The sequence below is a fragment of the Streptomyces sp. NPDC028991 genome, assembly GCF_055564775.1.
The window spans coordinates 39,629-56,898 of record NZ_JBVHVP010000012.1; the positions used below are offsets into that span (position 1 = coordinate 39,629).

17 protein-coding genes and 1 pseudogene are annotated in these 17,270 nt (G+C 72.3%); 11 read left to right on the top strand and 7 right to left on the bottom strand.

The window, feature by feature from the left end; genetic code table 11:
• Positions 1 to 63 precede the first annotated feature (63 nt).
• Both ACZ4V1_RS22840 and ACZ4V1_RS22845 read left to right on the top strand, forming a co-directional pair.
• The gene (locus ACZ4V1_RS22840) at positions 64 to 429 is read left to right on the top strand and encodes a hypothetical protein (RefSeq protein WP_468338974.1); all 366 of its coding nucleotides are present in this window, start codon (positions 64 to 66) and stop codon (positions 427 to 429) included.
• Positions 430 to 544: 115 nt separating this feature from the next.
• Positions 545 to 1,267: an FAD binding domain-containing protein gene (locus ACZ4V1_RS22845; RefSeq protein WP_468338976.1), complete on the top strand. Its 723-nt coding sequence runs from the start codon at positions 545 to 547 to the stop codon at positions 1,265 to 1,267.
• Positions 1,268 to 1,309: 42 nt separating this feature from the next.
• Here ACZ4V1_RS22845 and ACZ4V1_RS22850 read toward each other — a convergent pair whose 3' ends face one another.
• The 3 genes and pseudogenes from ACZ4V1_RS22850 to ACZ4V1_RS22860 form a co-directional block, all read right to left on the bottom strand.
• Positions 1,310 to 2,146, bottom strand: coding sequence for a lysozyme (locus tag ACZ4V1_RS22850; RefSeq protein ID WP_468338978.1), 837 nt, complete (start codon positions 2,144 to 2,146; stop codon positions 1,310 to 1,312).
• Between the two features lie 83 nt (positions 2,147 to 2,229).
• A pseudogene (locus ACZ4V1_RS22855) lies at positions 2,230 to 2,523 on the bottom strand (cytochrome c biogenesis protein CcdA); the annotation flags it as partial.
• A gap of 85 nt (positions 2,524 to 2,608) precedes the next feature.
• Positions 2,609 to 3,511, bottom strand: a complete 903-nt coding sequence (locus ACZ4V1_RS22860) for a PhzF family phenazine biosynthesis isomerase (protein ID WP_468338980.1) — start codon at positions 3,509 to 3,511, stop codon at positions 2,609 to 2,611.
• An 84-nt stretch (positions 3,512 to 3,595) separates the two neighbouring features.
• On the opposite strand from ACZ4V1_RS22860, the gene ACZ4V1_RS22865 reads away from it, so the two are divergent.
• From ACZ4V1_RS22865 to ACZ4V1_RS22885, 5 genes are all read left to right on the top strand, one after another.
• Complete coding sequence (locus tag ACZ4V1_RS22865) at positions 3,596 to 4,483, top strand: LysR family transcriptional regulator (protein ID WP_468338981.1); 888 nt, start codon at positions 3,596 to 3,598, stop codon at positions 4,481 to 4,483.
• A gap of 278 nt (positions 4,484 to 4,761) precedes the next feature.
• Positions 4,762 to 5,835: a polyprenyl synthetase family protein gene (locus ACZ4V1_RS22870; RefSeq protein WP_468338983.1), complete on the top strand. Its 1,074-nt coding sequence runs from the start codon at positions 4,762 to 4,764 to the stop codon at positions 5,833 to 5,835.
• Positions 5,836 to 6,124: 289 nt separating this feature from the next.
• Positions 6,125 to 6,409 carry a polyprenyl synthetase gene (locus tag ACZ4V1_RS22875; protein ID WP_468338985.1) on the top strand — a complete coding sequence of 95 codons (285 nt, stop codon included), beginning with the start codon at positions 6,125 to 6,127 and terminating at the stop codon, positions 6,407 to 6,409.
• Positions 6,402 to 7,478, top strand: a complete 1,077-nt coding sequence (locus ACZ4V1_RS22880) for a polyprenyl synthetase family protein (protein ID WP_468338987.1) — start codon at positions 6,402 to 6,404, stop codon at positions 7,476 to 7,478. The genes ACZ4V1_RS22875 and ACZ4V1_RS22880 overlap by 8 nt, the downstream gene beginning before the upstream one ends.
• Positions 7,479 to 7,491: 13 nt before the next feature.
• Complete coding sequence (locus ACZ4V1_RS22885; RefSeq protein WP_468338989.1) at positions 7,492 to 8,652, top strand: oxygenase MpaB family protein; 1,161 nt, start codon at positions 7,492 to 7,494, stop codon at positions 8,650 to 8,652.
• 44 nt (positions 8,653 to 8,696) lie between these two features.
• On the opposite strand, the gene ACZ4V1_RS22890 is transcribed toward ACZ4V1_RS22885, so the two are convergent.
• Complete coding sequence (locus tag ACZ4V1_RS22890) at positions 8,697 to 9,119, bottom strand: DUF350 domain-containing protein (protein WP_468338991.1); 423 nt, start codon at positions 9,117 to 9,119, stop codon at positions 8,697 to 8,699.
• A 128-nt stretch (positions 9,120 to 9,247) separates the two neighbouring features.
• On the bottom strand, positions 9,248 to 10,348 hold the full coding sequence (locus ACZ4V1_RS22895; protein WP_468338993.1) for a DUF475 domain-containing protein: 1,101 nt from the start codon (positions 10,346 to 10,348) through the stop codon (positions 9,248 to 9,250).
• Between the two features lie 190 nt (positions 10,349 to 10,538).
• Between ACZ4V1_RS22895 and ACZ4V1_RS22900 the strand changes: the two genes are divergently transcribed.
• The gene (locus ACZ4V1_RS22900) at positions 10,539 to 10,985 is read left to right on the top strand and encodes a Fur family transcriptional regulator (RefSeq protein WP_468338994.1); all 447 of its coding nucleotides are present in this window, start codon (positions 10,539 to 10,541) and stop codon (positions 10,983 to 10,985) included.
• A 24-nt stretch (positions 10,986 to 11,009) separates the two neighbouring features.
• On the top strand, positions 11,010 to 13,238 hold the full coding sequence (katG, locus tag ACZ4V1_RS22905; RefSeq protein ID WP_468338996.1) for a catalase/peroxidase HPI: 2,229 nt from the start codon (positions 11,010 to 11,012) through the stop codon (positions 13,236 to 13,238).
• 51 nt (positions 13,239 to 13,289) lie between these two features.
• Here the strand turns inward: katG and ACZ4V1_RS22910 are convergent, their stop codons facing one another.
• Entirely contained in the window at positions 13,290 to 14,279 is a 990-nt protein-coding gene (locus ACZ4V1_RS22910) for a GlxA family transcriptional regulator (protein WP_468338998.1), read from the bottom strand.
• Positions 14,280 to 14,350: 71 nt separating this feature from the next.
• Between ACZ4V1_RS22910 and ACZ4V1_RS22915 the strand changes: the two genes are divergently transcribed.
• Positions 14,351 to 15,670: an MFS transporter gene (locus tag ACZ4V1_RS22915; RefSeq protein WP_468339000.1), complete on the top strand. Its 1,320-nt coding sequence runs from the start codon at positions 14,351 to 14,353 to the stop codon at positions 15,668 to 15,670.
• A 271-nt stretch (positions 15,671 to 15,941) separates the two neighbouring features.
• Entirely contained in the window at positions 15,942 to 16,208 is a 267-nt protein-coding gene (locus tag ACZ4V1_RS22920) for a hypothetical protein (protein ID WP_468339002.1), read from the top strand.
• A 23-nt stretch (positions 16,209 to 16,231) separates the two neighbouring features.
• Here the strand turns inward: ACZ4V1_RS22920 and ACZ4V1_RS22925 are convergent, their stop codons facing one another.
• Positions 16,232 to 17,215 carry a helix-turn-helix domain-containing protein gene (locus tag ACZ4V1_RS22925; protein ID WP_468339004.1) on the bottom strand — a complete coding sequence of 328 codons (984 nt, stop codon included), beginning with the start codon at positions 17,213 to 17,215 and terminating at the stop codon, positions 16,232 to 16,234.
• Positions 17,216 to 17,270 lie beyond the last annotated feature (55 nt).

A 17,270-nucleotide genomic window follows, 5' to 3' on the forward strand; every position in this document is an offset into this window, starting at 1 on the left:
ACGAGCAGGCTCCTCCGTGAAGCGGTCCAGGGCGCGCGAGCCGCGGGGCAGAGCTGGGACACCGTGGGCGGTGTCCTCAGTGTCAGCAGGCAGGCCGCGCAGCAGAGGTTCGCCGGCAAGGGGCGGCCCGGTCCGGACGCGTCCGGTACGGCGGAACGGCGGGTGCTGACCCCGCTGACCGCGTTCAACGAGATGCAGGCTCTCGCCGAAGCCGGGGCGGACGGTTGGCACGTGGTCGACTTCGGCCCGTTCTTCCATGTCGTCGAGAAGTCCGGCCGCCCCTGGGAACACCGCAGGGTTCCCTTCGCTGTCGGCGCCCGGCACCGCCGGACGGAGGAAAAGGGGTGGTCGCAGGTCGGCCCCGGAGCGTTCCCCTGGCGGTACTACAAGCGCCCCGTTCGGCGCGTGCGGGGCGCACATGGTGAATGAGTGAGCCCTGTACGCGCCCCCGCGGCGGTACGGACAATGCGCAGTGGCCGTGACCACGCGGCGGGAGGCGCCGGGTCGTCCACCGCCGCCCTCCGGGGAAAGCAGGTCGATCGCCATGCTGTTGCGACTGCCCACGTCCGTGTCCGAAGCGCAGGAGTGCATGGCCGAGGGAGCGGTGCCCATCGGCGGTGCCACGCTCGTGTGGGCCACCTGGCAGCGGGACGGCTTCCCGGAACTGGCCATGTCGCTGCGGAACCTGCCCGAGGCGACGGCGGTCGGACCCGAGGCCCTGGGGGCGGCCGTGGTGCTGCACCGCATCGACGACCGGGTGCCGGGGGTGCTGCGCGGGGCGGCCGGCACGGTGGGCACCGGAGCGGTACGCCGGGCGGCCACGGTCGGCGGCAACCTGGTCGGCAGCAGCCTGCGCTGCCTGCTGCCCGCGGCCCTCGTCCTGGACGCCCGCGCCACGGTGCTGGGGCCGGACCGGCCCTATGAGACCGACCTCGCCGAGGTCATGGCGAAGCGTCACCTGCTGCTGAGCCTGAGCTGGCGCACCCCGATAGCCAGCGGCTACCGCAAGGGGCCCGCCGAAGCCGGGGGGCCGCCGCCGCTGGTCGTCGCCACCGCCGTGCACGCCGACGGCGAGGGGCGGCGCCGCCTGCGGATCGCCGTCCGCGACGGTTACGAGGTACTCGGCGAGACCGCACCGTGCGAGTCGGGCGCCGACGAGGCCCTCGCCGCTCTGGAACGTACGGACGTCGGCGCCCTGCCTCCCGGGGCCCGGGACGTGGTGCGTGAGCAGGTCGCCGACATCCTGGGCCCGCTCTCCGATCGCTGACGGAGCCGCCGGGCAGCCGGGCCGCCGGCCCGGCGGGCATCCTCAGCCGTTGGCCAGCGCCTTCACGCGGTCGAGCGCCCCGTTGAACTTGTCGTGGTCCCCGACGGTCGGACCCGAGGAGGTGTACTGCCACATCGTGTGGACGTCCCAGCCGGCCGGCAGGGGCCCGACGGTCGAGGCGTACCGGGCGATCCACAACGGGTTGGTGGAGCCGAAGCCGCTGTAGTCCCCGGTGCACTGCTTCCACCAGTTCGTGGAGGTGTAGATCACGGCCTGGCGGCCGGTGCGCTCCTTGTACCGGTCGAGGAAGTCCCGGATCCAGTCGACCATCTGGCCCGACGTCCTGCCGTAGCAGGTGTCCCCGTACGGGTTGTACTCGATGTCGAGGACGCCCGGCAGCGTCCTGCCGTCCTTCGACCAGCCCCCGCCGTGGTCGACGAAGTAGTCGGCCTGGGCGGCACCGCCGGCGCCGTCCGGGATGGCGAAGTGGTAGGCGCCGCGGATCATGCCGACGTCGTACGAACCGTCGTACTGCTGGGAGTAGTAGGGGTTGCGGTAGGACGTTCCCTCGGTGGCCTTCGTGTAGGCCCACTTCACCCCGCTGTTCCAGAGGGTCGGCCAGGCGACGTTGCCCTGATGGCTGGAGACGTCCACGCCTTCCGTCTGGGTGGCGCGGGTGCCGGCGGGCCGCCCCTGGACCCCCTCGTGGGCGAGGACGCCGCTGCCCATGTAGGCGGTACCGCGGACAGGCGTCCCCGCGTCGTCGGCCGACGCGGGGACCGCGGACAGGGTGAGGACGAGGGACTGGGAGGCGAGGACGACGCCTGACGTGAGCAGGCGGCGTGAGTGGCTGGAAGCCACGGCTATGGGTCTGCGCATGGCACCATCCGATCCGCTGTCACGCTCCACCGCATCCCACAGGCGCCCAGACGGTGTTGGGCGGTGCGCTCCCGGGGGACGGGGCCTCGCCGAGGGTATCGCCGTCCCGGATCGAACCGGTCCCGGAACGCCGCCGGAACGAACATCGGCACGGTCGTGCCCGGCGCGTACACCGCGAGCAGTGCCCCGCCCCGCCGGGGGCCCCGCCGATCGAGGCCACCGTGAGCACACTGCCGAGGATGGGACCGGCACAGAAGCCGGTCGGCGTACACCGCGTCCAGTGCCGCCACGGACGGCGCCGAACCGGACCGGCGCGCGCCCGCGGCCCGCTGCATACGGCGGCAACCGAAGCCCACGCCAGGCAGTTGCGCCCCTCCTGAGCGACGCACGTGGAAGGACGTATGCGGGAGGGACGTATGCGGGAGTCGCCCTGCGTGCCCGGCGCCGTGCCGGCCGAGGCGCCTATGGGATCGGCACCGCCTGTCCCGTGACCCGTGTGCGCGGGTCCCGCGGGTTCACGTCGACGAGCAGGTCGCTGGGGCGGCCCATGTCCTCGCCCTGGCGGATCGCGATCGTGCCGGGTCGGGTGACCAGGCCCAGCTCACGGAGGTACCCGCCGAAGGCGGCGGCCGCCGCTCCCGTCGCCGGGTCCTCCACGACACCGCCGACGGGGAACGGGTTGCGGGCGTGGAAGCGCTCCGGCGACTCGCGCCACACCAGGTCCACCGTCGTCCAGCCGTGCCGCCGCATGACCTCGGCGAGCCCGTCGAAGTCGTAGTCGAGGGCGGCCAGCCGGGCCCGTGACGCCGCGGCGAGCACCAGGTGGTCGTTGCCGCCGAACGCCACATGCGGGGGCAGGGCGGGGTCCAGGTCGTCCGGAGCCCAGCCGAGCGCTCGGAGGGCCGCGGCCGACTCGGTGGCGAGGGCCGGGCGGGAGCGCGTCGGCACGCTGGTGAGGGTGGCCCGCACCGCGCCGGCGTCATCGGCCGCGGTGGACACGGGGATCTCGCCGGCGGGCGTCTCGAGGACGATGTCGCCGGGCCCCAGCCGCTCGGCGAGGGCGACGGCCAGCGCGACCGTCGCGTGCCCGCAGAACGCCACCTCGGCGAGGGGACTGAAGTAGCGGACCCGGAACCGGCGCGCCGACGCGTCGCCGCCGGTGACGAAGGCGGTCTCGGAGTACCCCACCTCGGCGGCGATCGCCCGCATCGCGGTGCCGTCGAGGCCGGAGGCGTCGAGGACCACCCCGGCCGGATTCCCGCCCACCGGGTCGTGTGTGAAGGCGGAGTAGCGCAGGATCTCGGTCTCGTTCGGCGGCTCGGAACGGTCTGCCGCGTCGCTCGTTCCCGTCACGTCGGTGTTCATGGCCTCCACGCTGCCACCCGGGGCCGATCGTGTCCAACGATGGATCATGATACGTGCCATCGTGAAACGGCATAGGGTGGCCGCGTGGACACCCGGCTGCTGACGACCTTCACCACGCTCGCCCGCACGGGCGGCTTCACCGCTGCCGCCGCCGAACTGCATCTGGCCCAGTCCACGGTCACCGTGCACATCCGCACCCTGGAACGGGACCTCGGTGTGCGGCTCTTCGACCGCCTGCCCACCGGCGCGCTGCTCACCGACAGCGGCCGGCGGCTCCTGGAGCGGGCCGAGGAGGTACTCGACGCCCTGGCGCGGTTGCGCGCCGCCTGCGACGACACCGGCGTGGTGTCGGGGCGGGTGGTGGTCGGCAGTCCGGAGTCCCTGTGCGCGAGCCGTCTGCCCGGCGTCGTCGCCGCCCTGCGGACGACCCACCCGGAGGTGGACGTCCACCTGTACGCGGCCGGGACCGCCCAGTGCCTGGAAGGACTGACCTCGGGACGGCTCGACCTGGCTCTGCTGCTGGAGGAGGAGACGGAGTTCCCCGACGTCACGGGCGAACCCGTCTCCCACGAGCCGCTCGCCCTCGTCTCCGCTCCCGGGCACCCCCTCGCCGTACGGGCGCACGCGGCCAGCTGGCCGGAACTGGCGGCGGAGAGCTTCTTCCTGCTGGAGGAGGGCTGCTCCTACAGCGACGCGCTGGCAAGGCGGTTGCTCGACGTGCCGGGTGGACGGCCGAGGCTGACCCGGTTCGGAAGCGTGGACGCCGCGCGCAACTGCGTGGCGGCCGGGCTGGGGCTGACCCTGCTGCCGCTGACCACCGTCGAGGAGGAACTGCGGCGAGGGAGGCTGGTACGGGTGGACGGGCCGCGCTTTCCCGACGTACCGGTCCGGCTGGCCCGGCACCGCCGACGGTGGGCGGCTCCGGCCGCGCAGGAGGTCGCGCGGGCACTCGTGCGGCATCTGGGCGACTGAGCGGTCCCGGGGGTGTCCGCCCGGGCTGTCGTGTTCCCCGGCGTCGACGAGCCGGTGCCGCTGGAGGGACTGCGCTTCGGGGGACGGGCGATGACCCGGTCGCGGCAAGGCCAGGGCTGCCGAGGGGTGGTGGCCAGTCGGCGACAGCGACGCCGTAGCCCCGGGCCAGGGCGCCCAGGCCGTGGTCGTAACCCTGGCCGACGGCCCGCAGCCGCCGGCTCCGACGCCCCCTGGCACACTGCTCGCGTGTCACCCGCCCGCCCCCAGGAGGACTTCGCATGACCGAGCAGTTGCCGGACCGTGTCGCCCGGTACGAGCGACGGTTCAACACGCTCTTCGCGGAGTACTTCGACACGCTGGGCACGACGCTGGAGGCACCGTCGTTCAGCCGCTTCACCCCGGACTGCCTTCAGCTGCTGCGCGACCTGTCCCTGCGCGGCGGCAAACGGATGCGGGTGGTGCTGCTCCACGAGGCCGCGCGCCTGGTGAGTGACGAGCCGGTCCATGGGCTGGACGCCGCCGCGCTGAGCGTCGAACTGCTGCAGACGCACGGCCTGGTGCACGACGACCTCATCGACGACAGCGCCACCCGCCGGGGCGGGCCCACCACCTACTACGCCTACCGGGAGCGGTTCCCCCGGCATCCGCAGGCGGCGCTCGGGCTCACCGTACTCGCGGGCGACCTCGCGCTCGCCCTCTCGCTGCGCGTGCTCCTGGACGCCAGGCTTCCGGTCGAGGTCCGTCAGGCCATGGTCGAGGTGCAGACACGGGCCGCGGCCGACACCTTCGTGGGCCAGATCGTCGATCTGGAACGCGACTTCGCTTCCGAGGTACCGGCCGACGAAGTCCTGCACGACGTGGCCGACCACAAGTCCGCCCGCTACTCGGTCCTCGCTCCCCTGCAGCTCGGGCTTCTGGCCGCGGGCGAACGACCGGACGACCACGAGGAGGAGTTGCGTCGCTACGCGCGACTGGTCGGCATCTGCGGGCAGTTGCGCGACGACTACCTGGACCTGTTCGGCGACGCGGCCGCGATGGGCAAGCCGACGGGCACCGACATCCGTGAGGGCAGGCACAGTTACACCGTCGTCCGCCTGCTGTCCGCCGTGAGCGGCACCGAGCGGGCCGTCGTCGAGGAGGCGCTGGGCAACCCGTCCTGCACGCCGCAGGCCGTCGCCGCGGTCCGTGAGATCGGCGAGCGCCGAGGTGTGGCCGAGCGGCTGCGGGCGGACATGGACGGGTACGCCGAGCAGGCCCGTACGGTGGCCGAGGGCTGGCGGCCGCGGTGGCGGGAGGAGGCGGTCGCCTTCTTCGAGCGTCTGCCGCGGTGGAGCGTCGAGCGGGCCGGGTGAACGGGGCGCATGCCGGTCGGTCCCAGGCAGCGGTCTCCCGCTGGACACGTGCGGTGTCCGCCGTGACCCTGGCGGCGGGAGAACCGGTGCGCGGTTCGCGGAGCTGGCTCCGGCCGACGCACGGGCGGCCGGGACGGCTCGGGCGACTGAACCGGACCGTCTGACACCTGTTCCCCGTGTCGCTCAAAGGGGAATTCGGGATCTTCTGCCCCGTGCGTCCGGTCATGCTCTGACCGGACGCGCCGTTGACCAGGCGCGTTCGTGACGACGCGACCCTTGGGGGAGAAGCATGACGCACTCGACGCGACGGGGCTCGGGCCTGGACGACCAGGCCGTGCTGCTGGTCGCCGGACTCGCCGACCTGGCGGTGAGCACGATCGGCTCGGCGGTGGGCGGACTGCGCGGGCTCCTCGGCCGTTCGGACACCGCCGACCTCGTGCGGGAGGCGGAACAGGACCTCCGGGCCCGGGGCAGGCTCGCGCTGGACCGGTGCACGAACGTGCCACCCGCCCACCTGGAGGTACTCGCCCAGCACGTGCTGGCGCGGCGAGCGGCCGCCGGCGGCGATGTCTGACCGCTGGGACCCGGCCGCCTTCAAGACCCGCGTCGACGGCGTCCTGCGGAGCTTCCTCGACGAGGAGGCCGGCCACCTCGTGGCCGTAGACGACGCTCTCGCACCCGTGGCCGAGCAGTTGCGGAGCGCGGCCGGGCACGGCAAACGGCTGCGGGCGGCCTTCTGCTACTGGGGCTGGCGGGCGGCCGGGCAGCCGGACAGCGACGCCCTGGTACGGGCGGCGGCCGCCATGGAACTGGTGCACGCCGCGGCCATCGTCCACGACGACCTCATCGACGACAGCGACCTGCGCCACGGCCTGCCCACCGTCCACGTCGCCCTCGAAGCCGTTCTGACCGCGGCCCCGGGGCCGGCCCGCGACGGCCGCCGCCGGGTCCGCGCGGCCGCCCGGTCCCTGGCCATGCTCGTGGGCGATCACCTGATGGCCCTCGCCGGGCAGTTGTTCACCACCAGCGGCCTCCCCGCCGCCTACCTCGCCCGCGCCCGCGGCCTGTGGGCCGCGCTCGCCCGTGAACTCGTCGCCGGCGAGTGCCTGGAGATCCTGCACACCGGCGGACGACCGGACACCGCGACCTCCCTGAAGGTGGTCCGGTACAAGACCGCCAAGTACACCGTCGAGCACCCCCTGCTCATCGGCGGACTGCTGGCAGGTGCCCCCACCGCGCTGCGGGACACCTACTCCGCCTACGGCCTCCCACTCGGCGAGGCGTTCCAACTGCGCGACGATCTGCTCGGCCTGTTCGGCGACCCGGAACGCACCGGCAAGGCCGGCCTGGACGACCTGCGCGCCCACCGGCCCACCGCACTGCTGGCCGAGACCTGGCAGGCCGCCGACGCGTCCCAGCGGGAGCGGTTGCGCCAGGTGCTGGGCCGCGGCGACCTGGACGAAACTCATCTGCGCGAGGTGCGCGGCCTGATGCTGGAGCTGAAGGCACCGCAACGGGTCGAGCGGATGATCCTCGCCCGCGTGGAGCGGGCCACCCACGCCCTGGACGACGCCGGGACGCCACCGCGGGCGCGCCGGGCGCTGCGCGAGCTCGCACAGCAGGCCACCGACCGCATCCACTGACGAGGAGACCGCGATGACCTACACCGAGACGTCGATGGACGCCCTGCGCCGCGAGGGCGACGAACTGGCCGACGCCGTCGTCGCCACCCTGTTCGAGCGTGGCGAGGTGGGCAAGTTCAACTCCCTCATGCGCTACGTCTCCACCAGCGGCCAGGAACTGCCGGCCGGCCTCCCCGGAGTGGCCCGGGAGTACCTGCGGGCGACCGGTACCCCGCCGGACTGGGTGGACTGGGCCGAGATGGAGAAGGCCCGCCTGTTCTTCATCGACAACAACGTGCACGTCTCCACCGCGTTGTCCTTCGCCTCCATGCCCGCCTGCTACGTCGTCCCGCACGTGGCCAGGCTGCTGTCGGCCACCCACGGCCTGAGCTATCCCTCCAAACGGATGGCGGAGACCGGCCAGTTCACCGTCTACCTCATGCAGCCCGACGCGTTCGAGGCCGGCGGGCGCTTCATCCCGGCCGCCCAGAAGGTACGTCTGCTGCACGCCGCCATCCGCCACCACCTGAAACGGGAGGACCGCTGGGACGCCGGCACCCTCGGCGTACCGATCTGCCAGGAGGACATGATCGGGGGGCAGATGTTCTTCTCCCTCCTCGTTCTGGACAGCCTGCACCGCCTCGGCATCCACATGTCCGCGGAAGGAGCGGACGCCTACTTCTACGCCTGGCGCGTGGTCGGCGCCATCCTCGGCGTCGACCAGTCGGCCGTCCCCACCACGCTCGACGAGGGGCGCCGGTTCCTCGACCTGTACATGCTGCGCCACATGGGCCCCTCCGAGGAGGGCGCCCATCTGACGAGGCAGCTGATCGACCTGTACGAGGAGGTGGTCCCCGGCACCCTCTTCGACCCCGTCGTCTCGGCCCTGATCCGCTACCTCGTCGGCGACACGTGCGCCGACTGGCTCGCCGTGCCCCGCGGCAAGTGGGACACCGTCGTGAAGGCCGCCCCCCGCCTCCTCGGTGTGCTCGAGACGATCGAGGACCGCTCGCCCCTGGGCGCGTGGGCCCTGGACCGGCTGGGCCACCTCACCACGATCCTGGAACTGTCTTCCCTCACCCGCGGACGCGTCATGCACCACGCCATCCCCGAACAGCTGAGGAAGGACTACGGCGTCTCGGGCGCCGCCGCCCGCGGCCGCCGCTGGACCCCGCCGCCCGCGACCCTCTCCTGAGCCACGGCGTGCGTGGGCGGGGCGGCGCCCCGGGGAACGGCGCGTCAGGCGATGGAGGCCGAAACGACCGCGGAAACGGCCAGGTTGCAGGAGGCCGTCACCCACACCGCGGGATGCGGCTCCGGCTCGACCAGCGTCGCGCCCAGCCGCCCCGGGGTGATCAGGTCGACCACCAGGAAGGCCACGGCCATCATCACGAGCCCGAGAAGCCCGAACGCCGCGGTCGACACCAGTCCCTTGCCGAAGTCCTCGTACGTCGTCCAGATCGAGGTGAACACGACGCCGCCGACGCCGAGCAGCGCGGAACTGAGCACCACGGCGGCGTTGCGGTTGCGCTGCTCCCAGATGAGCCGGCCGAGCTTTCCGGGCGTCAGCACGTCGATCAGGACGATGCCGAGGACCAGGAGGACCAGTCCCAGGCCGCCGTAGGCGGTGGCGCGGCCGAGTCCGTTGACGATGTCGCTCATGGGGTTGCCGGCTCCGTAGCGTGAGAGATCGTGAGTGATCGTGGTCGAGGCGCTGCAAAATGTAGCGCACGCGTTCGGCCCGGCGACTTCCGCGGTCCGGCGGTCCCGTGCTCCGGCCGGACGAGGAGTCAGGAAGCCGCCGCGAGAGCGCGGTTGCGCCGCACCGAGGACCAGAAGGAGGAGCCGATCAGGAACACGCCGATCAGGCCGGTGATGATCTCGTTGATCTGGTACTCGATGGTCACCAGCAGGACGGTGGCGAGGGCGCCGATGGCGTAGTGCGCGCCGTGCTCCAGATAGACGTAGTCGTCGAGGGTGCCCTGGCGGACCAGGTAGACGGTGAGCGACCGGACGTACATGGCGCCGATGCCCAGACCGATCGCCATCAGCACGATGTCGTTGGTGATGGCGAAGGCGCCGATGACGCCGTCAAAGGAGAAGGACGCGTCCAGAACCTCGAGGTAGAGGAACATGAAGAACGCGGCCTTGCCGGTGAGGGCGACGGCCGGGCGGGGCCTGCCCGCGCGCTCGGCCTCTTCGTCGGCCGCGTGCTCGCGTTCCTCCTCCCGTTCGAGCTTCCCTCCGAAGTAGCCGGAGAGACCGCCGACGACCATGTAGGTGATCAGCCCGGCGACACCGGCGAAGAGGACCGTCTCCGTCTTGTCGACGTGGGTGCCGCCGTGCTGGTGGGCGTGGGCGCCGAAGGTGACCGCGGCGACGAGCAGCACGATCAGGGCGATGCAGACCGACAGCATGTCGGCCCTGCCGAGCTTGGACAGCGGGCGCTCCAGCCGGCCGAGCCACTTGATCTCCCGGTCCTCGAAGACGAAGTCCAGGAAGATCATCAAGAGGAACATGCCACCGAAGGCGGCGATCGACGGATGGGCGTCCGTCACCAGCTCCTGGTAGCGCTCCTTGTCCGTGAGCGCCAGATGGACCGCGGACCAGGGGCTCAACCGGGCGCTGATCGCGACGATGACCACCGGGAAGACCAGGCGCATGCCGAATACGGCGATCAGGATGCCGACGGTGAGGAAGATCTTCTGCCAGAAGGCGCTCATCTTCTTCAGGATCCCGGCGTTGATCACCGCGTTGTCGAAGGACAGGGAGATCTCCAGCACGGCCAGGATGGCGACGAGACCGAAGGCGGTCCACCCCTCGTAGAGCACTCCCGCGGCCAGGCCCAGGGCAGTGACGGCGAAGGCCCAGCGGAACGTCTTCAATAGCACGGCTGCTCACTCACTCCCGTTGTCGCGCTGTGCCCGGATGCGGCATTCCTTGCCGGTGCCCCTCACCAGGGTCTTCTACCACGATCGTTCCCCGTCACCGGGCCAGGCCGGGGACGGCACCCGGCCGTCACCGAAATGGATCGGCTCGTTTCCTTGAGGGGTTCGTGTTTACGGGGGTAGGTTCGCCGCCATGACCGCATCACGGGATCCGGCTGTCGCCTCCGAACTGCGCGGGGCCGGGCTGCGCGTGACCGCCGCCCGGGTCGCGCTGCTCGAGACCGTCCGAAGCGGCGATCACCTCGGCGTCGAGGCGATCGCCTCCGGGGTGCGCCGGCGCGTGGGTCACGTCTCCCTCCAGGCCGTGTACCAGGCCCTGCACGCGCTCACCGCGGCGGGGCTGGTGCGCCGCATCCAACCGCCCGGCAGCCCGGCGCGGTTCGAGGGACGGGTGGGGGACAACCACCACCACGTCCTGTGCCGGTCCTGCGGTGCGCTCGCCGACGTCGACTGCGCCGTCGGCGAGGCGCCCTGTCTGACCGCCTCCGACGACCACGGCTTCTCGATAGACGAGGCCGAGGTCATCTACCGGGGCCTGTGCCCCGACTGCTCCACCACCGGCAGTTCCCCAGCACCTTGATCCGCCCCGTTCGGAAGGATTTCCATGTCCGAGAACCACGATGCCATCGTGACCGACGCGAAAACCGAGGAGGCGGGTGGCTGCCCGGTCGCCCACGGACGCGCCCCGCACCCGACCCAGGGAGGCGGAAACCGCCAGTGGTGGCCGGAGCGGCTCAACCTGAAGATCCTCGCCAAGAACCCCGCCGTGGCCAACCCGCTGGGTGAGGAGTTCGACTACGCCGAGGCGTTCGCCTCGCTCGACCTGCCGGCCGTCAAACGCGACATCGCCGAGGTGCTGAGCACCTCGCAGGACTGGTGGCCCGCCGACTTCGGCAACTACGGCCCGCTGATGATCCGGATGGCCTGGCACAGCGCGGGCACCTACCGCATCAGCGACGGCCGCGGCGGCGCGGGTGCCGGCCAGCAGCGTTTCGCGCCGCTCAACAGCTGGCCGGACAACGGCAACCTCGACAAGGCCCGCCGCCTGCTGTGGCCGGTCAAGAAGAAGTACGGCCAGAGCATCTCCTGGGCCGACCTCCTGGTCCTCACCGGCAACGTCGCCCTGGAGCAGATGGGCTTCGAGACCTTCGGCTTCGCCGGTGGCCGCGCCGACGTCTGGGAGGCCGAGGAGGACGTCTACTGGGGCCCCGAGACCACCTGGCTCGACGACCGGCGCTACACCGGTGACCGCGAGCTGGAGAACCCGCTCGGCGCGGTCCAGATGGGTCTGATCTACGTCAACCCGGAAGGCCCGAACGGCAACCCGGACCCGATCGCGGCCGCCCGCGACATCCGTGAGACGTTCCGCCGCATGGCGATGAACGACGAGGAGACCGTCGCGCTGATCGCCGGCGGCCACACCTTCGGCAAGACCCACGGCGCCGGCCCGGCCGACCACGTCGGCGACGACCCCGAGGCCGCCTCCATGGAGGAGATGGGCCTGGGCTGGAGGAACACCTACGGCACGGGCAAGGGCCCGGACGCCATCACCTCCGGCCTGGAGGTCACCTGGACCACGACCCCGACGCAGTGGAGCAACGGCTTCTTCAAGAACCTCTTCGAGTACGAGTACGAACTCGAGCAGAGCCCGGCCGGAGCCAACCAGTGGGTGGCGAAGGACGCCCCGGAGATCGTCCCGGACGCGCACGACCCGTCGAAGAAGCACCGCCCGAAGATGCTCACCACCGACCTGTCGCTGCGCTACGACCCGGTCTACGAGCCGATCTCCCGCCGCTTCCACGAGAACCCGCAGGAGTTCGCGGACGCCTTCGCCCGCGCCTGGTACAAGCTGACCCACCGTGACATGGGCCCGAAGTCCCTGTACCTCGGCCCGGAAGTCCCGGAGGAGACCCTGCTCTGGCAGGACCCGCTGCCCGAGGCCGAGGCCGAGGGCGAGGCCATCGACGCCGAGGACGTCGAGACCCTCAAGACCAAGCTCCTCGAGTCCGGGCTGTCCGTCTCGCAGCTGGTGTCCACCGCGTGGGCCTCGGCGTCCACCTTCCGCGGCAGCGACAAGCGCGGCGGTGCCAACGGCGCCCGGATCCGCCTGCAGCCGCAGCGCGGCTGGGAGGTCAACGAGCCCGACGAGCTGGCGCAGGTCCTGCGCGTCCTGGAGGGCGTCCGGCAGGAGTTCGACTCCGGCGCCGGAGGCAAGAAGGTCTCCCTGGCCGACCTCATCGTCCTCGGCGGCTGTGCCGCCGTCGAGAAGGCCGCCAAGGAAGCCGGCTTCCAGGTGGAGGTCCCCTTCGCCGCGGGCCGGGTCGACGCGACGGAGGAGCACACCGACGCCGAGTCGTTCGAGGCGCTCGAGCCGACCGCCGACGGGTTCCGCAACTACCACGGCAAGGGCAACCGCCTGCCGGCCGAGTTCCTGCTGCTCGACCGGGCGAACCTGCTCACCCTGAGCGCCCCCGAGATGACCGTCCTGGTCGGTGGCCTGCGCGTCCTGGGCGCCAACTACCAGCAGTCCCAGCTCGGCGCCTTCACCAGGACGCCGGGATCGCTGACCAACGACTTCTTCGTCAACCTGCTCGACCTGGGCATCACCTGGAAGTCGACGACCGAGGACCAGACCACCTTCGAGGGCCGCGACGCCGCCACCGGCGAGGTCAGGTGGGCCGGCAGCCGCGCCGACCTGGTCTTCGGCTCGAACTCCGAGCTGCGGGCGCTCGCCGAGGTCTACGCGAGCGACGACGCGAAGGAGAAGTTCGTCCACGACTTCGTCGCCGCCTGGGTCAAGGTCATGAACCTCGACCGCTTCGACCTGGTCTGACCCACCGGAGCCCGGGCCGGCCGATTCCGGTCGGCCCGGCCGCCTTCGCCACTACGCCGTGCCACCGCGAAAGGTGTTGCGGTACGCGCGCGGTGACACCCCGAGCACCTCGCGGAAGTGCAGGCGCATCGCCGTGCCGGTGCCGAAGCCGGCGCGGGCGGCGACGCGGTCGACCGGTTCGTCGCTGCGCTCCAGCAGCCGACGGGCGTAGTCGAGACGCTGCCGGCCGAGCCACTGCATCGGGGTCACGCCGGTCTCCTGCCGGAACCTCCGGCTGAGGGTCCGCACACTCATCGCCGACTGCCGGGCGAGTTCTTCCAGGGTGAGGGGCTCGCCCAGCCGCTCGAGCGCGTACGTGCGGGCGGCGGCCGTCGACGAGTCGTCCACCTGCTGGATCGGCCGGTCGATGTACTGCGCCTGGCCGCCGTCCCGGTGCGGTGGCACCACGGTGCGGCGAGCGACGGTGTTCGCCACGTCCGCGCCGTGGTCGTCACGGATCATGTGCAGGCACAGGTCGATACCGGCGGCGACACCGGCCGAGGTGAGCACGCCCCGGTCGTCGGTGTAGAGCACGTCCGGATCGACGTCGACATCCGGGTAGAGCGCGGCCAGTTCGGCGCACGACTTCCAGTGCGTGGTGGCCCGGCGCCCGGCCAGCACACCTGCCGCTGCCAGCACGAACGAACCGGTGCAGATGGACGCCAGTCTGGCCGTCGCGGGAACCCGCTCCAGGGCCGCGCGCACCGGCGCGGCGAGCCGCCCGCGCTCCTGCGGCACGTAGTCCTCCACGGCCGCCGGCACGACCACCGTGTCGGCGGTCTCCAGAACCTCCGGCCCGTGGGGGACGTTGACGCTGAAGTCCGTGTCGGTCGGCACCTCGCCCGGCACGGACGCGCACGTGAGCACCGAGTACAGCGGTCCCCCGTCATCGTCTGCGGCCGTCCCGAACAGGCGGTGCACGATCCCCAGCTCCATCGGCAGCAGTCCCGGACGCACGAACACCACCACCCGGTGCAGCGCGTCGACCGTCGTGTTTCTCATGGCCGGATTCTTTCACTCGCTGTCCATCCGGCCAATGGTTTGTGCCCCGCGTACGGCGAAGGGTGGGGTTCATGAGCAACACGACCCGACAGTTCCGCGTCCGCACCGGACACCGCGCCTGGTGGGTGGCAGCCGTCACCGCGACCGCGATCGTCGTCGCCGGTGCCTTCTCCACCATGCCCGGGATCCTCCAGGGCACGCTGCAGCGCGACTTCCACTGGTCCCGCGGCTCCATCGGCCTCGCCGCGTCGGTGAACATGATCCTGTACGGCCTCACCGCCCCGTTCGCCGCCGCGCTGATGGACCGCTTCGGCATCCGGCGGGTCGTCGTCACCGCCCTGGGCGTCGTCGCCGGGGGAGCGCTGCTCACCACCGTCATGGCCGCCGCCTGGCAGTTCGCCCTCTTCTGGGGCCTTCTCGTCGGCCTGGGCACCGGGGCCCTGTCCATGACGCTCGCCACCACCGTGGCGAACCGCTGGTTCACCGAGCGACGCGGTCTGGTCACCGGCATCCTCGCCTCGGCCGGTGTCCTCGGTCAGATGGTCTTCCTGCCCGCCCTGTCCTGGACCATCGACCACTACGACTGGCGCCCTGCCCTGGTCACCCTCGCCCTCGCCGCACTGGCCACCGTGCTCCTCGTGCGGCTCGCCCTGAGCGACCACCCCGCCGACAGCGGCCGACGCCCCTACGGCAGCCCCGTCTTCGTCCCCAAGCCGCACCCCGTCCCAGGCGCCGCCCGCCGCGCCCTCACCGTCCTGCGCGACGCCGCGCGCACCGCCCCCTTCTGGCTGCTCGCGGCAGCGTTCGCGGTCTGCGGCGCCTCCACCAACGGCGTCATGTGGACCCACTTCGCACCCGCCGCCCACGACCACGGCATGCCGGTCACCACCGCGTCCACCCTGCTCGCCCTCATCGGTGTCTTCAACGTCGCCGGCACCGTCGTCGCGGGGTGGCTCACCGACCGAGTCGACGCCCGCAGGCTGCTCGCCGTCGTCTTCACCCTGCGCGGCCTCCTGCTGGTCGCGCTGCCTCTGATCATGAGCGCGACCGTCACGCCGCCGATGATGGCCTTCGTCGTCCTCTTCGGCCTCCTCGACCTCGCCACGGTGCCGCCCGTCATCGCGCTGTGCCGCCGGTTCTACGGCGACGACAGCGCCATCGTCTTCGGCTGGACCAGCGCGGCCCACCAGGTCGGTGCGGCACTGGCCGCGTTCCTCGGCGGCGTCGCCCGGGACGCCTTCGCCGGCTACGACCCCGTCTGGGTCGTCCTCGGCGCGGCATGCGCCGCCGCGGCCCTGCTCGCCCTCACCGTCCGCCGAACCGGGCCGCGCTCGACCGTGACGCCCCTGCCGGATCCGAAAGCGCCCGTCCCAGGCGGGGCACGGTGCTGAGACGGCCTGATGCGGAACGGTACTTCGGTGGTGGTGGACCGGGGCCGGTACCAGGACGCGGTGACTCCCTGTGGAGGACGAGGTCTGGCGGAGGCGAATCCGCCGGGCAGCGCGTTCGAGGGACCGCCGACCGAGGCACTGGCCCGCCGGGTGCCGGAGCACGTGCTCCAGCCGTCGGCGGTGGACGCCGACCGCGGCCGGTCGCTGCTGCCCGACGGGGGCCGCTCTTCCGGGGAGGGCGTTGTCAGTGGCGGATGCGAGGCTGCGAGTCATGGATGAGGTGGAGTTCATGCGGGGCAGGGTCTACGGCGCCGACCACGACAACCCGGGGCCGCGGGCCGGGCGCGTCTACGCGCAGCTGGTGGGCGGCCCCCTGGACGGTCTGCTCCTGGACGTCACGGACCTCACGGAACACGAGCGCGGCCGGGGTGTCTCGCTGGCGACGGAGATAGGCCGCTACGGCCCGGGCGGCAGCTCGGCGTACGGCCCGAGGCCGGGCGATCCGCGCCGCTTCGACTGGCGGGGCGACGTGCCCTGACGTCGCCCCGCCAGCCCCTCACGTCATGTCGCCGGAAGCGGGGACGCCCCGATCTCGGCGGCGAGTGCCGCGAGCAGCCAGTCGTGCGCGGAGCCGGGCGTCGGATCCGGTCGCCGCCCCGGCGTCGTGACCACCTCGGACACCAGCTCCCAGTAGCGGTCGATCCGCGGGTCGTCCGCGAGCTGACCGGCCAGCCGCCTGCGGAAGTCAGGTGTGTCCCGGGCCCCGTAGGCGCTCGTGTACGCGGCGACGAAGCCGTCCAGCGCCTCGCCGGGCTGCGGGTCCCGGCCCCGGCGCATGTGCACGCCCGCCAGTTCGTACGCCTCCGCCAACCCCGCGTACAGCACGGCGGAACCCCGGGCACCGGCGGTTCGGTGTGCCTCGGGCTGCGGCTGCTTCGTGCCCGGGCACGGAGCGAGCGTGAGGGCGTTCAGGTGGGCGAAGGCGAGGACCTGGGCCGGGGCCGGATCGTCGGGCGGCCGCGGAACCGCCACCTCCAGGAAGGCGCGCGTCGACCGGGCCGGCATCCGGGCCGGCAGCCAGCCGCGCCAGAACCGGGCCAGTGGCGCCGTGCTGGGCGGGACCGGCACGGCGCCGATCAACCGCAGCCGGTCGGCCCGCTCCCCGGGCGGGCACTCCCGCACCAGCCGCAGCGCCGCCTCCCGCCAGCGCAACGCCTTGAGCTCGGAGCCGAGTTCGCGCAGCCGCCCGGCGACCGCGGCCTCCAGCGCGGTACCCGCCCCGTCCCCGCCGGCTCCCTCGTCCGCCGCGTCCTCCTCTTCGAGAATCCGGTGCACCTCGGGGACCGACAGGCCGAGAGCGCGCAGGGAGCGGATCAGACGCAGCCGGTCGAGCGCCTCGGGTGCGTACCGCCGGTGCCCGCCGGCGCTGCGGGACGCCTCCGGCAGCAGACCGCGGTCGGAGTAGAAGCGGACGGTCTTGACGGTGACACCCGCCCGTTCGGCGAGTTCACCGATGCCGCACAGACCGTCGTACGACGTGATCACTTGAACCTCCCTCTGGGGGAGTTCCTACCGTACCGGCGACCGAACGGCGTACGGA

Coding starts and splice junctions, on each gene's coding strand:
- ACZ4V1_RS22845 (WP_468338976.1), top strand. CDS start 545: ATGCTGTTGCGACTGCCCACGTCCGTGTCCGAAGCGCAGGAGTGCATG.
- ACZ4V1_RS22850 (WP_468338978.1), bottom strand. CDS start 2,146: ATGCGCAGACCCATAGCCGTGGCTTCCAGCCACTCACGCCGCCTGCTC.
- ACZ4V1_RS22860 (WP_468338980.1), bottom strand. CDS start 3,511: ATGAACACCGACGTGACGGGAACGAGCGACGCGGCAGACCGTTCCGAG.
- ACZ4V1_RS22870 (WP_468338983.1), top strand. CDS start 4,762: ATGACCGAGCAGTTGCCGGACCGTGTCGCCCGGTACGAGCGACGGTTC.
- ACZ4V1_RS22875 (WP_468338985.1), top strand. CDS start 6,125: ATGACGCACTCGACGCGACGGGGCTCGGGCCTGGACGACCAGGCCGTG.
- ACZ4V1_RS22880 (WP_468338987.1), top strand. CDS start 6,402: ATGTCTGACCGCTGGGACCCGGCCGCCTTCAAGACCCGCGTCGACGGC.
- ACZ4V1_RS22885 (WP_468338989.1), top strand. CDS start 7,492: ATGACCTACACCGAGACGTCGATGGACGCCCTGCGCCGCGAGGGCGAC.
- ACZ4V1_RS22890 (WP_468338991.1), bottom strand. CDS start 9,119: ATGAGCGACATCGTCAACGGACTCGGCCGCGCCACCGCCTACGGCGGC.
- ACZ4V1_RS22900 (WP_468338994.1), top strand. CDS start 10,539: ATGACCGCATCACGGGATCCGGCTGTCGCCTCCGAACTGCGCGGGGCC.
- katG (WP_468338996.1), top strand. CDS start 11,010: ATGTCCGAGAACCACGATGCCATCGTGACCGACGCGAAAACCGAGGAG.
- ACZ4V1_RS22910 (WP_468338998.1), bottom strand. CDS start 14,279: ATGAGAAACACGACGGTCGACGCGCTGCACCGGGTGGTGGTGTTCGTG.
- ACZ4V1_RS22915 (WP_468339000.1), top strand. CDS start 14,351: ATGAGCAACACGACCCGACAGTTCCGCGTCCGCACCGGACACCGCGCC.
- ACZ4V1_RS22920 (WP_468339002.1), top strand. CDS start 15,942: ATGGATGAGGTGGAGTTCATGCGGGGCAGGGTCTACGGCGCCGACCAC.